The sequence below is a fragment of the Paenibacillus sp. UMB7766-LJ446 genome, from assembly GCF_030226665.1.
GTDB classification, from domain to species: Bacteria; Bacillota; Bacilli; order Paenibacillales; family Paenibacillaceae; genus Paenibacillus; species Paenibacillus vandeheii.
Window position 1 is genome coordinate 151,828 of record NZ_JASOYM010000009.1, and the last position, 14,760, is coordinate 166,587.

Consider the following 14,760-nt stretch of genomic DNA (forward strand, 5'->3'; position numbering starts at 1 on the left):
CGGATTTTTTGTGATTATTGTCTGCATCTAAGTCCTGAGTTAAAAGTAAAGAAGCCGCTGTTAACGGCTTCTTAAGCAATCATGGTTCTATTTCAGACAGATTCAATATTAAGGTGTGTACACGCTCTCCATTTCTCGGGGAGTATTCGGAAGTTATTCTTCAAGTTTGTTCAGCTCTACTCCGCTGAAGACAGACGTATTATAACGGTTGACCTCGTTATCCACTTTGGCGGCATCCGCTGCCAAACCATAATAAACGGTATCATTTAGGTCAAGGGCCACTGTTCCGATCTTGCTCCATGTCTCCTTATCCGTAGAAATAAGCCCTGTAACTTCATTTCCGTTTCGGACCAATTTGACCCAGTATGGCGTGTTGATGAAGTTTTCAGGTTCTATCTTAACCGCTTTTGCACCTATAGATGAACGGGTAATCAGAACGCCCTTTTTCCCAAATTTAACATAGGGTATGGATAGAAAAGCCATTTCAGAGCGATCCCCAAGTGAGTTACGAATCATTACACCCGCTTTGGCATAGTTGTCAGTTGGTGTTACTGCTTCAATCCGGGCGATAATCTCCCCATTTCCTTCTAGAGACTGATAAGCAAATTGAAAATTATCCACCTCGCTTTCGCTTTCCGCGGTAGCTCCAATCAATCCAGCCGATTTGACAGTAATTGTACCGTTCTGCTCCTGTACAGTGGTATGCCCCGGAATGCCCGGGTTGCCAATGTCTACCGAAGTCCATGGAAGAGTGGAGCCGGTCGTATTAACATGGATGGCCACATTGTCGGACTGGGTTTTTAATCCTTTGTTGTCTGTGGCTTGAATCACGAGATAATGTGTACCATCCTGGACGTTTTTCCAATGAAAACGATAGGGTTCGGTTGTGGCTTCCCCCTGTTTCTCACCATTTACAATAAATTCAACCTTTGCAATACCGTCACGATCGCTCGCAGAGGCGGTTACACAGATATTACTGCCCTTTTCAAAAATTTGATTATTAAAGGGATAATGGATAGCGGTTTCAGGATTATCCGTATGCCTTCCCTCTGCTTTGCCCTGAACGATTAGGTCGTTTAGATAAACTTCAAGATTTGTATATCCTACTTCGGAAAGCGTTGTTTCGTTGCCATCTTTGGGGTCCGAAGGAGACAGGCCATTGGCTAACTCCCATACGTCATCCATTCCGTCATGATCTCTGTCGACCACACTGGACAGCGTCTGAGAATAATCAGGATATCCGCCAATCTCAATTGGAGAGTTGATATGCTGCCCGGTACGGTTTTTGACATCCTGGATGATACGTGCATCGTAAGAGTCACGTCTGGGAAGAGTAGCGCCGGCGTCTGACAGTACATTACCATATGCATCCACCGCGGATTCAGCCGTATACGGGTTTGGCATATTGGCAGGCTCCGTCAGCTTCGATATATTGGAGTACTTTTGTACACCAGCCCAGTTATCCGCTGTAACTTCCGAGCTGCCATCCATGATATTCCCATCAATAAACAATCTGGTTTCCGGAGCAACTTCACCAAATAATTGCGATTTAACGTTGTTATACGTATTTGGACCGTACTTGTAATAATTATTTATAATATTATATCGATAATCTTCTGCTCCGCCTCCATAGGTTGAAGCAAATCCCCAGTTATAAATGACATTATTCGTCATTTCCGTCAGATCAACGAGCTTCGTCACTGTAGGCAATCGAGGGTTGCGGCTGGTGCTGTGAGCAATTAGATTGTGGAGGTAGCTGGCATTTTTTCCGCCCCAGATGCCGCCGTATCCATGGCGACCTTTTTGATGGGTTGTCATCAGCATGCTTTCAGCGGAAATTGACCATTGAACTGTCGTGTTCTCGTTATCGTACAAACTGATCACTTCATCTACCGACCAACTGAATGAGCTATGGTCAATGATAATATTTTTATGATACCTGGAGCCAAAGGCATCATCTTCACTCACAACACGGTCACCCAGCCGGAAGCGCATGTACCGCATAATGATATTGTCAGCTTCTACGCTTGTCGTGTAATCGGCTACCGTAATTCCATCCCCAGGAGCAGTCTGACCAGCAATAGTCAGGTTGGAACCGGTAATTTTGAGGGCTTCTTTCAAATGTACCGTTCCCCCAACACGAAAAATAATCGTTCGATTACTTCCGCTTACAGCATCCCGAAGGGAACCTTTAATGGGTTTCTCCTTTTTGCTGTAGTCGTCAAGCGTTGTTACTTCGTAGACAGTTGTGGCCCGGCCCCCCGTCACATATTTGCCGCCGCCTTCCGCTCCAGGAAATGCAGGAAGCGCTTCCGATGACGCGGCTTCCACGCCCCCAAACGGTATACATGTTGTGAGGATACTCGCGCTTAATGCCATGGCTATCCACTTCTTTTTCATACTCTACCTCCAATGTAGGAATTGGGAAAACAGGTTATATCCCCGCGTCAGTGCTTTTTCATCTAACTGCCCAAATAAGAGAAGGTCAGCTAGAAGCGTCCACTAATGTCATCCCTGGTTATTTATCTTAATATACCGAGGGGCAGAAAAATTATATATAAATTACTTTATTCTCCATATCGCAATGTTCTTTGTCGGAAGCAAAGGCTAAAGGCTAATGGAATACCCGTTTTCAATCTAGACCTTTCTACCTCTCACAAAATGATTATGTAAGAGTCATCATTCTTGACTTGCGACCTACCCGAATAAAAATTAAGGAAACAATATGCCTTTCTTGTTTAGATCGTTATCAAGTTGGTAATCATCCATAAAACAAAAAAGCAGCCGGAATACCTTCCGACCGCTTGTTAAGCATACACTTCTCAACTAGTTGTATGAATGTTAGTACTTAAGCAAAATTATGCACTGTTACGATCATCCTCTGCATCACTTTCACGGATAACTTGCATCTGATCCGACCCACTGTGAACGATAATCTGCACATCTCCGTCTTCAGGACCGATGTCAACATAACGATCTCCGCAGGTATCTTTGGCTTCCCATTCATTCAGTCGAATGATTAAGCCCAGATGATGCAGTCCTGGAGCGACCCGAAAACGGGCTTCTGCTGTATTGCCCACTCGCTCAAACGGGACAGCCCCATCCTCCATACCTGTGCCCCATACCCAGACATCCCATCCCTCATAACACTGATCTTCCCGTTCATATCGCAGAGTGACAATTCGGGAAATGGATTTGTGGATTTTGATATTCAGCGATGCCTGAATCCCTCCCGCCTCCGCGATTATCTGGGTGGAACCTGGTGTTAAAGCACGCACAATTCCTGCTGTACTGACAGCTGCATGATCCGGGTGCGACGAGCTCCACCGTATCTTCATCCCTTGTAAGGGCTGGCCGAATTGATCCAGAACCAGGGCTCGGAATCGATTGACACGTGTCGTATACATCACAGACTCCCCTACAATTTCAATTCGTTCCGGATGGAGTTGATCCACCTGCAGCGTACACTCTGCGGTAATCGTGCCACAATGGACGCTAATGGTCGCTTCACCGGTCTCCCCTGTATGAATGGTCCCATCGGATTGAATCGCAATAATGTCCGGGTTCGAAGAGCTCCAGGTCACCGATGCGTTCTCCACCACATTACCAAAACGATCTCTGACCGATGCACGTAAGCCAGCAATCTCTCCGACACTGTACACAAGACGCGGCGAATGAATCTCAATCACAGCGGGTTCAGCACCGCCACCATACTCCGTATCATACAGTACCATCAATGACCACCGTTCTACCATTACGGTTCCGCTCACCGTCTCAATGAGGTCTGTACCTGCCTGATGATCGTTCACCACGATATGCCAGTCGCCCTCCGGCAGACTCACTTGCTGCTGCTGACCTGTTCCGTTGTAGATCACCACGATCTGATTCCAGGTATCCTGATTGGCTCCGTCCTCCAGTGTAAATGCAACCACATTTCCTTCTGCACGCATCAAACGAAGATGATGACGTACCTGCTCGGCATTCATCATGCGAAAAGCCGGATGTGTGCGGCGCAGATGGATCAGGCCACAATAATAGTCAAAAACAGGTCTGAAGCGAGACTTGTTCGCCCAAGTGATCGTATTCACGGCGTCCCCGCTGCGATAACTGTTGTGATCTCCTGCTTTGGATCTCAATATCTCATCCCCTGCATGGAGGAATGGAATACCCTGTGAGGTAAGCAAAATTCCCGTCGAGAGCAAGGAACGGCGGACCATCTCATGGTCAAGCACATCATCTGCATTAACATACCGATAAGGGTCTGCCGCCTTAACCGCCGATTCCGCACTGCCTCCTTCCACAGGCTGACCATCCCTCCATACCGGAAACCCGAGATCATGTCTGAGGTACATCGTTGTGGCGATTTTGTCCCACAGATTGAGATTATCATGAGCTGTCACATAATTGACGGATTCCACAGGTGAAGACGTAAAATCATCCAGCGCTCCGGCTACACCCTGGGCAATTTCGTACTCCTTACCGTCTGCTCCGGTAACAAAACCTTTGCCGATGCCATCACTGTCCCCTTTGATGGCACTACGGAAATGATCGTTAAATACGGCAAATCCCTGACCGCGCTGTGTTCCTTTTAACGTTTTCCGCTCCAGAGGCGAATCTCCGCCTGTCCACGGCTCCCCGTAGATCAGAAAAGCCGGATCAATCTGTTCTCTCAGCTCGCGGGTCAATTCGTTCATTGTGTCTGTATCAATCAGACCCATCAGGTCGAAGCGAAACCCGTCCACATGATATTCCTCTGCCCAGTACAGGAGAGAGTCCAAAATATATTTTCGCACCATGGGCCGTTCTGTAGCCAGTTCATTGCCTACACCCGAGCCATTGCTCAATGTGCCGTCCTCACGATAACGATAATAGTAACCCGGTACAATTCGTTCAAAAGGTCCCTCATCCACGCTATACGTATGGTTGTAAACCACATCAAGCACAACACGAATGCCTTGTCGGTGCAGGGAATGAATGAGCGCCTTGAACTCCCGGATCCGAACCGCAGGATCACGAGGATCGGTGGCATAGGAACCTTCCGGCACGTTGTAGTGCTGAGGATCATACCCCCAGTTGTATGGCAACTTGGCATTCGAGCTGGTATCCGTTGTTGCTGCCAATTCATCAACCGTCTGATAATCCGCTACAGGCAGAAGATGCACATGCGTAATGCCAAGTTCGACAAGATGATCTACGCCGATGGAGTTGCCACCTCTGTCCGTCAACCCGGAGGCCGTAAATGCCAAATATTTGCCCTTATAAGGAATATCGGCATGAGGGTCGGAGGAGAAGTCACGCACATGCAATTCATACAGAACAGCATCTGCCGGACGCAGAAATACGGGCTTCACATCCTCTTCCCAATCCACTGGATCGGTTGTATTCAGGTCAATTATGGCCGTTCGCTGCCCGTTCGCGGATACAGCACGTGCATATGGATCGGGTGCCACGGCAACATGCTGATCATCATGCGTGATGGAATACATATAATAATGTCCGGCCCAATCCCCTTCAAGCTGTACACTCCATATTCCGTCCGATTCACGGGTCATCGACCGCTTCTGTCCATCATCATGTTCGGTTACTTTTCCTCTTGCATCATAACGTCCCTCATCATCAAAAATGAGTAGGGAAACCTGCTGTGCTGTAGGTGCCCACAGCTTGAATGTGCTTGCCGCACGAGTATATGTTAAGCCAAGATCGTTGCCTTCATATCGATAAGCTGTCCATTCCGGCATCGTTCCCACCGCCTTTATATCCATTGATTTCGTGTTGTCCCGATGTTACGGAGCAGGACGTCATTTGTCAACCCGGGGTTGTCTGTACTCAACATTATCGGTTGAACAGAGGCTTTCAATTAGCATGATAAAAGTGATGCAAATCCTGATAGCAATCGCTTTCAAGATATAGCATATGTAAACAAGTGCCATAGATTGACAGCATTTGTACCTGTCCTGATGAAAAAAGAAGAGAGCACACCAAATGGGGTGTCCCCAAGTCATCAGCATGACGGGAACACCCCTTTGTAGCCTTATTCCATTCTAACGAATCGAGGACTCAGTATTATAATTTTGCAGGGGCAGCTTCTCGCGGAGCCGACATGAAACACGGATGTCGATCTGAGCCAGCTTTAGACCAAGGGAAAAGGTTCATTCGTTTGAATACATAACCATCATGGATATCGCGGGAATGCTGACCTGACCGTCCTTGACCGTGCGCAGCACCTGGGTGCCGGCTTGCCCCTGCTCTGCAACCACATTCCATATACCTGAAGGGACGGAGGTTGTACGGGTTTCTTTGGAAGCATTATAGATAATGATCATCCGTCCCCATGAATCTCCGACAGCCGTTCCTGCCAGTTCATAGGCCAACATTCCTTCTCCTTTTTCAAGCAATCGAATATGCGCCTCAATCTCTTCCCGGGTGCGAAGACGAAACGCAGGATGCTCGCGCCGAAGACGAATCAGGCCACGATAATAATCATAAACAGGCTTAAATGCTTGCTTTTGCTCCCACCGAATGGCATTAATTGAATCCCCACTCTCATGGCTGTTGGCATCGCCATACTTACTTCGCAGAAATTCATCTCCAGCAGCAATCAATGGAACCCCTTGGGAAGTCAACACGATGCCACTAGCAAGCAGACAGCGCCGGACCGTCTCGTTCTCCAGTATGCAATCCGGGTCAACGTACAAGTAGGGCTTCGCATGCTTTACAGCCTCTTCCACGCTGTCGCTGCCTTTCACACGACCATCCTCGCTATATGTGATAAATCCCAGCGTATCGTGCAACCCTTGTGTCCGTGCGACTTTGTCCCACAGGTTGAGATTATCATGTACAGTTACATAATTAATCGTTTCCGATGGGCTGGCCGTAAAATCGGTAATGGCTCCCCGTACGCCTGTCCATATATCGTCTTCCTTTCCCTCCGCTCCTGTAGCAAATCCGGTTCCCGTTCCATCGCTATCGCCTTTGATTGTTCCACGGAAGTTATCGTTAAATACAGCAAATCCGGCTTCACGCTGTGCTCCCTTAAGGGTCATTTGATCCCCGAGTGGTGATTCCAGTGCTCCCCAGGGTTCGCCGTAAAAGAGGATGGACGGTGAGACCTCGGCATGCAGTTCTGCTGTGAGCTCTTTCATAGTTGCCGTGTCAATCAGACCCATCAGGTCAAAACGGAACCCGTCCAGATGGTACTCCTCAGCCCAGTACCGTACGGAGTCGATGATGAACTTCCTCACCATAGGGCGCTCTGTAGCCACTTCATTGCCTGTACCCGATCCATTGCTATACGTGCCATCCGGATTCTGACGGTAGTAATACCCTGGGACAAGCTTCTCAAATGAACTGGCTGCGGTGTCAAACGTATGATTGTACACCACATCCATAATGACTCCGATTCCCTTCTCATGAAGGGCAAGTACCATCGATTTGAACTCACGAATTCTGGTCTCGGGCTCATCTGCACGTGAAGCATAGGAACCTTCTGGGACATTGTAATGAAGTGGATCATACCCCCAATTATAGCGTGAGTCATCGGAAGTCCCGTCATCTGGCTTCGATTCATCTACGGTCGCAAAATCAAATACCGGAAGCAGGTGTACATGAGTGATCCCCAGCTCAGCCAAATGATCGATCCCCAACGTATTCCCGTGTGAATCGCGTAAACCTGTCTCGGTAAAAGCCAGGTACTTTCCTTTGTGTCTCATGCCGGATGACTCATGGATCGAGAAATCGCGCACATGCAGCTCATATAAGACCGCATCTACCGGGCTCACCAATTCTGGACGGATATCCTCATTCCATCCATTCGGATCGGTCTGTTCCAGTCTGACAATTACACCCATTTCTCCATTCATGGTCACAGCCCGTGCATAAGGATCAACCGCAATCTCCTGGCGTCCGTCTTCAAAGGTAACGCGGTACATATAACGATATCCTTGCCACTCGCCTTCGAGCTTCAGGGACCAGATACCCTGATCCTGTTCGTGCATCGGTATTTCTTTTTGTATTGCCTGATTCTTCGGCTCATTGGGAGTCCCCCCTGTTGAAGGCGGATATATTAGTACATCCACCTGTTTTGCAACAGGCGTCCACACTTTGAAACTACAGGCTTGTGGTTCCATCGTTACACCCAGATCTCTACCCCGGTATGTATCCACTACATTCATTCCTTCTAGCTTCTGATGATCATCAATCATGTTGTGTATTCCCCTTTCAATGACAATAAAATAAATGTGGAACGAATGCTCCTTACTTTTTATACCCCTTCTGTCACTTAACCATAATCTTGGGGATGAAAAAGACCATAAAAAAAACAAGCCATGCTTCACGTCATTTCACGTAAAACACAGCTTGTTCCGCTACTACTTCCCATTCAGCTCCACATAGGAAGCTTCCAGCTCCTTGATAAGCTGGTCTCCGCCGGATTTTCTCCAGTTCTCCACTTCCTGCTCCCATCCAGCATCATCGATTTTGCCCATAATGTACTTGGTCTGTGCATCCCAGATCATCTGATCCAGCTCCTGGCCGCGCTCCGTATAGATGGCAGAGGACAGGGTCAGCGCCGGATTCGGAATGGCGTACTGCTCATTCTCACGCGCCATCTTCGTGCCCTTCATACCGATCGGTACATCGACAAGCTCAGTCACGTTATAACCTTCAACGCTTAGCAGATTGTCACGATACGGCTTCACTTCGCGCTGATACCCGTCGAAGTCCTTGAACTCGGTTTTGCCATCCGAAGTCTTCGTATAGTGTACATCCTCAAGACCCCGCAGCTGGAGCGTACTGAGCGGTTCGTCCATCAGTTGATCCAGGAACGTCAGCACCTGTTTTAACTGATCTTCGTCCGATACGGAAGCTTTGGGAATGACAAGCATGCCATAATTCCCCGGTTCCCCGGCAATTCGAATGCCATCCGGTCCCTGGAACGGGGCCACATCAATCTCGCCATCCGGCACGTTTGGTGTCAGCCGCTGCTGGAATGACTTTCCGTTCTGAGCAACACCGTTCAGCTTCATGGCTACCAGACCGGAGTCAATTTTTTTGTCCGCATCGGATGGGTCCAGCGCAGGAAAGTCACTGTTGATCAATCCTTCACTGAACAGACGCTTGAACAGCTTCATCGTGTCCACATATTCTGTGGTCAGGAATTCGGGCGTAAGTTTGCCCGCGTCGTCCACACCCCACTTGTTCACCCCACCGATACTTACGGCGATCCGTGTGAGCGGAGAGGATACACCTTCGTTGTACTTTTTGAACAGCACCGTTCCATACGTATCTTCCTTGCCATTACCATCAGGATCATCCTTGCGAATGGAACGCATCACTTCGTACCAGTCATCCAGCGTTTTCGGTACATCCAGCTTCAGCTTGTCAAACCAGTCCTTGCGGTACACCATGGCTGTACGCCCGATATCGCGGAAGTTGGGTACCCCGTAGATCTTGCCTTCGATCTTGATATTGTCAAAATAAGCCTTGGATTGAGCTGACAGGTTTTTATAATCCTTCAGGTAAGGTCCAATTTCCCAGAACAGCCCCGTCTTGGCTGCGTTAAATGTTGTGGGTACATAATTCACCCGCATAATGGTTGGCATCTCGCCCGAAGCTACCATGACGTTCACTTTATCATCAAAAGCAGACTGCGGAATCCACTGTACATTGACATCCGTGTTGGTATATTCCTCAATCTTTTGTTCAATCCCATTCTCCTTGGCCGGCACATCACCTACCTGCATCAAAGAAATCGAAATGGGAAGCTTGCCCTCCCCTGCCGCAGGCGCTTTTTCTCCCCCACAGCCTGCAAGCAGTCCAGCAGACATTGCACCAACCACAACTAATCCGCCTAAACGGGACATCCGACCTTTTGGACTCATGAACCATCTCTCCTTTGGATAAGGTTATATACACAAACCACTCCAATGACAGAACAACCTTCCGATCGCTGTTATCCCCAGATTTTTTTGATTCCTATTTTCAAAGGGGAAAATCCGGGGATAAAGGCGAACGCTCCGCTTCTTCAGGTTTTTTCTGTCCTCTCCGTTCTCATGTGTACATGTTAGTTGAACTTGTAAAGTTCCATCTCCACTCCTGCCAAAATAAACGGAGCAACCGATTTCGGATCATTAATCCGAATGGATTCAGTCACGTAATACTCGTATGACCCGTCACGATACGGGGTACCGCCCAGACCTGCCCCTCCGTTACACTGCGTCAGGGACAATACGCCTTCGCGATCCGTTTGCAGCAGATGCTGCAGCAGACCCTGATACCCCTTTTCTGCGATCGCTTTGAACTTGCCACTCAGGTAACCCTTCCGTACTCCCTTAGCCAGTGCGTAAACAAACATGGAGGTTCCCGAAGCCTCCAGATAGTTGCGCTCACGGCCCGGCTGATCGAGCAAATGAGGCCATAGCCCGGACTGTTGGTCCTGTACATGTACAAGCGCATTCGCTACACGTTCGAAGATCCCCACAATCTGGCCGCGCTGCTCATGATCTACAGGCAGATGATCCAGTGTATCCACTACCGCCATCACATACCAGCCCATCGCCCGGCTCCATACATGCGGAGAACATCCGGTTTCTCCCGAGCTCCAGCGCTGTTCCTTGCTCTCATCCCAGGCATGGTACAGCAGACCGCTGCGTGGATCCCGTGTACGCTTCTCCACCAGCAGCAGCTGTAATGCCGCCTTGTCAAACCACTTCTCTTCGCCTGTAACGCCACCATACTGTGTTAGGAACGGAGTGGCCATATACAGCCCATCGAGCCACATCTGGAACGGATAGACCTTCTTATGCCAGAATCCACCTTCACTCGTACGGGGCTGCCCCTTAAGCTGGACCATGAGCAAATCTGCGGCTTTACGGTACTTCTCTTCACCGGTTTTGTTCAGCAACAGGAACAATGATTTTCCCTGGTTAATCTGGTCCAGGTTATACTCCTCGACTGCATAGGAGCGAATTGAGCCATCTTCCTGAATAAAATTATCCATCAGTTCACGGATGTAATCGAAATATTTCTGTTCACCGGTATGGGTGTACAGCTCTTCCAGCGCTTTCAGCAGACAACCATTTTCATAATGCCAGGTCGGATACAGCTCATGATTGCGATAACTTTCCATGAACTGTTCAGCCATCCGTACCGGTGTGAATTGCATTGTTTCTTTCATGGGGTTCCTCCGCTTCCGGCTTTTTATTTAGCCTGTTTTTTGTAGTCCTCGGCATATTCCTCACGAATTTTGGTACCGCCGGCATTGCCCCAATTCTCAATTTCCTGTTTCCAGCCATTTTCATCGATTTTGCCCATAATATATTTGGTCTGCGCATCTGCAATCATCTGATCCAGATCTGCCCCACGGTCACCATACGTAGCCGAATACAAAGTTAATGCAGGATTTGGCACAGCATGTTCTGCCAGCTCTTTGGCAAGTTCCGTACCCTTCTCACCCAGTTCGGTATCTTTCAACTTCGGCACATTATATCCTTCGACGTAAGGCAGGTTGTCACGATAAGGCTTCACTTCACGCTGGAATGCGTCGAAGTCGCTCATCTCCACCTGATCTTCGCCAACCTTCTTGTAATGTTTATCTTCAATACCACGCATCAGCAGCGTCGCCATCTCGGGGTCCATCAGTTTATCCAGGAAAGATAACAGGTTTTTCAGCTCTTCCTCCGATTTCACCGTTGCTTTCGGGAAAGCCAGAATGCCGGAGTTACCCGTCTGCCCTGCAACGCGGTCACCATTCACACCGAGCAGACCTTCAATGTCTACCACGGCATTCGGGTCGTTTTTGGACAGACGCTCTTGCTGGCTCTTCCCGTTCTGGGCAACACCAACACGGATGCCAGCTACGCCTGTATCAAATTTCTTCTCCGCTTCTGTGGAGTCAAATACGGCAAAGTCCTGATTCAGCAGCTTCTCACTGTACAAACGCTTCAGCAAATCCAGCACCTGCATATACTCAGGTGTCATGAATTCAGGTGTAAAGCTGCCGTCATCCTCTACTTTCCACTTGTTTGGAGCACCAAAGCTCACGCCAAGACGTGTAGTGAAGGAGTATTGATCCTCGTTATATTTTTTGAAAAGCATCAATCCAAACGTATTATTCTGACCGTCTCCATCCGGATCGGAGGTTGCCAGCGTCTTAATCGTTTCATACCATTCATCCGGTGTCGTTGGTACCTTGAGATTCAGTTTATCGAACCAGTCTTTACGGTAAATGACCGTTGCACGGGCAATATCAGAAAATCCGGGTACCCCGTAGATTTTGCCTTCCACCTTGATATTGTCAAAGAAACGCTCGTTTTGTGCAGACAGATTTTTATAATCCTTCAGCAATGGTCCAACTTCCCAGAATACGTCGTTACGCATTGCACTCGTCACAGTAGGGTTATACTGTACTTTCAAAATTTTGGGCATATCGCCAGATGCAATCATGACATTAATTTTGTCATTGTAAGCCGAAGCCGGAATCCACTGAATGTCCAGCTTGGTATTGGTATACGCCTCAATCTTTTGCTGGACCTCATTCCCTTTGCTAGGTACATCTCCCACCTGTACGATTGCAATGGACACGTTCTGAACGCCGCCCTCGGCAGCCTGACCTTCATCCGATCCACACCCTGCCAACAGACCTGTCACCAGTGCCAGTGTGCTCAAAACAGCTGCGGCTTTCTTTATTGTTGCTTTCATCAAACGAAAACCTCCCTTTTTATATACAGTCATGATCCAGTTCCAATAGTCAAACGTATACCAATTTAACCTTTTACTGAGCCCAGCATCACTCCTTTGGCAAAATGCTTTTGCAGGAACGGGTAGACCAGCATGATTGGAATCGTGGAGAACACGATAACGGCCATTCGAATGGTAAGCGGCTGAATCTCGGTCTCTTCGATACTCGTATCTCCGATCCGGCTCTGGGCCAGGATGACAATCTCACGCAGCCACACTTGTACGGGCCACTTTTCACTATCGTTGATATAAATGACAGCGTTGAAGAAGCTGTTCCAGTGAGCCACCGCGTAAAAGAGTGAGAATGTAGCCATTGCCGGCATCGACAAAGGCAGAACAATTCGGAACAATACACCCACATCGTTACATCCATCGATTTTGGCGGCATCCTCCAGTTCGTCCGGAATGGCCTGGAAGAAGTTTTTAAGTACGATCAGATTGAACGCACTAATCGCGGTAGGCAGCATCAGAGACCATAACGTATCGGTCAGGTGCAATGATTTTACGACAAAATAGGTAGGAATCATCCCGCCGCTGAACAGCATCGTGAACAGCACACCCAGCAAAATCGGCTGACGGCCACGCAAGTATCTTCTGGAGAGCGGATACGCCATAAGCGACGTAAACAACAGGTTAAGCAGCGTACCAATTACGGTGATATAGATCGATACGCCCAGACTGCGAATCAATGTGTCTGTAGAGAAGATGTAGCGATAAGCGGCGAGGGAAAATTCTTTCGGAAAAAGAATGAATCCTCCTTTGGCCACTTCATGCGGGCTGGTAAATGAGACGGCCAAAATATAAATGAACGGGATAACGGTCACGATTCCGATTAATAGCAGAAAGCCATGATTGAGGATATCAAAGATCCGGTTGCCCCACGTTTTATCCTGTTGCATCTTAATGTTCACTCCTGTCTGGTGAAGAACGTCTGCTGCCAAGCGTTAGTAGACGCCTTCCTCCCCGAATTTTTTGGCCATCGTGTTGGCACCTAGTACAAGCGCAAGTCCAACCACCGACTTGAACAAACCGACAGCAGCACTATAACTGTACTGTGCCTGTGTGAGACCTTTGGTGTAGACATAAGTATCGAATACCTCACCCACATCCCGGTTCGTCGGCGTCAGCATCAGGAAGATTTGTTCAAAGCCTGTATCCAGAAAGTTGCCCAGACGCAGAATGAGCAAAATAATAATCGTGCTGCGGATGGCAGGCAGCGTAATATGCCACGTCTGTCGCCAGCGATTGGCACCATCCATCCGTGCAGCCTCATAGAGCTGTGTATCTACACCAGACAGTGCCGCCAGGAAAATAATCGTGCCCCAACCGACCTCTTTCCAGATGGATTGTCCAACAATCATCGTTCGAAACCAGCCGGGCTCCAGCAGGAAAGCCACTTTTTGTCCCGTCAGATTATAAAGTAATTCGTTAATGGCGCCGCCCTCGGTTGTGAACAGCATGTAGAACACACCCACCACCACAACCCAGGAAACAAAGTGCGGAACATATACTAGCGTCTGTACAAATCGTTTGAACCGTTCACGGCGAACTTCATTCATCATAAGCGCCAATACAATGGGCAGTGGAAAGAAGAACACCATATTATAAATCGCTAGCAAAAACGTATTCCGGAACAAAGTCCAGAACTGCGGTTCCCCGAAGAAACGCTGGAAATGCTTGAACCCTACCCAGTCGCTGCCCAGAATGCCCTTGTAAGGCGTGTAATCCTGAAAAGCCATCGTAATACCGTACATGGGTATATATTTGAAAATAACAAAGTAGAGCACGCCCGGTATCAACATAATATAGAGCCACCGGTTTTTGATAATGTCCCTCCACAGCAGGTTTTTGTCACTGCGGGTAGCGGGCCGTGTCCGAGCCGCCGTTTCGGCTTTCATAGTGTGTTCCTCCCCACATTGGAAACGATTACAAAATATCACTTCCTGAATTCATGTCTTCATTGTGGAGGATAAACGGGTAACTGGCTATCGTCTCGTTTTAGCTTCTTGTTTTCCCTTATGTATC

8 protein-coding genes are annotated in these 14,760 nt (G+C 48.4%); all 8 read right to left on the minus strand.

Annotated elements, in window-relative coordinates:
- Nucleotides 1-153 precede the first annotated feature (153 nt).
- The gene (locus QP794_RS21660; RefSeq protein ID WP_285078831.1) at nucleotides 154-2,400 is read right to left on the minus strand and encodes an Ig-like domain-containing protein; all 2,247 of its coding nucleotides are present in this window, start codon (nucleotides 2,398-2,400) and stop codon (nucleotides 154-156) included.
- A 458-nt stretch (nucleotides 2,401-2,858) separates the two neighbouring features.
- Nucleotides 2,859-5,738 carry a type I pullulanase gene (gene pulA, locus QP794_RS21665; RefSeq protein ID WP_285078832.1) on the minus strand — a complete coding sequence of 960 codons (2,880 nt, stop codon included), beginning with the start codon at nucleotides 5,736-5,738 and terminating at the stop codon, nucleotides 2,859-2,861.
- Nucleotides 5,739-6,149: 411 nt separating this feature from the next.
- The gene (gene pulA, locus QP794_RS21670; RefSeq protein ID WP_285078833.1) at nucleotides 6,150-8,201 is read right to left on the minus strand and encodes a type I pullulanase; all 2,052 of its coding nucleotides are present in this window, start codon (nucleotides 8,199-8,201) and stop codon (nucleotides 6,150-6,152) included.
- 165 nt (nucleotides 8,202-8,366) lie between these two features.
- Nucleotides 8,367-9,878: an extracellular solute-binding protein gene (locus QP794_RS21675; RefSeq protein WP_285078834.1), complete on the minus strand. Its 1,512-nt coding sequence runs from the start codon at nucleotides 9,876-9,878 to the stop codon at nucleotides 8,367-8,369.
- A gap of 182 nt (nucleotides 9,879-10,060) precedes the next feature.
- Nucleotides 10,061-11,173 (minus strand): glycoside hydrolase family 88/105 protein, encoded by a 1,113-nt coding sequence (locus QP794_RS21680; protein ID WP_285078835.1) that lies wholly within the window; start codon nucleotides 11,171-11,173, stop codon nucleotides 10,061-10,063.
- A 23-nt stretch (nucleotides 11,174-11,196) separates the two neighbouring features.
- On the minus strand, nucleotides 11,197-12,696 hold the full coding sequence (locus tag QP794_RS21685; protein WP_285078836.1) for an extracellular solute-binding protein: 1,500 nt from the start codon (nucleotides 12,694-12,696) through the stop codon (nucleotides 11,197-11,199).
- Nucleotides 12,697-12,761: 65 nt separating this feature from the next.
- Complete coding sequence (locus QP794_RS21690) at nucleotides 12,762-13,634, minus strand: carbohydrate ABC transporter permease (protein ID WP_024633116.1); 873 nt, start codon at nucleotides 13,632-13,634, stop codon at nucleotides 12,762-12,764.
- A 45-nt stretch (nucleotides 13,635-13,679) separates the two neighbouring features.
- Nucleotides 13,680-14,633 carry an ABC transporter permease gene (locus QP794_RS21695; RefSeq protein WP_063566889.1) on the minus strand — a complete coding sequence of 318 codons (954 nt, stop codon included), beginning with the start codon at nucleotides 14,631-14,633 and terminating at the stop codon, nucleotides 13,680-13,682.
- Nucleotides 14,634-14,760 lie beyond the last annotated feature (127 nt).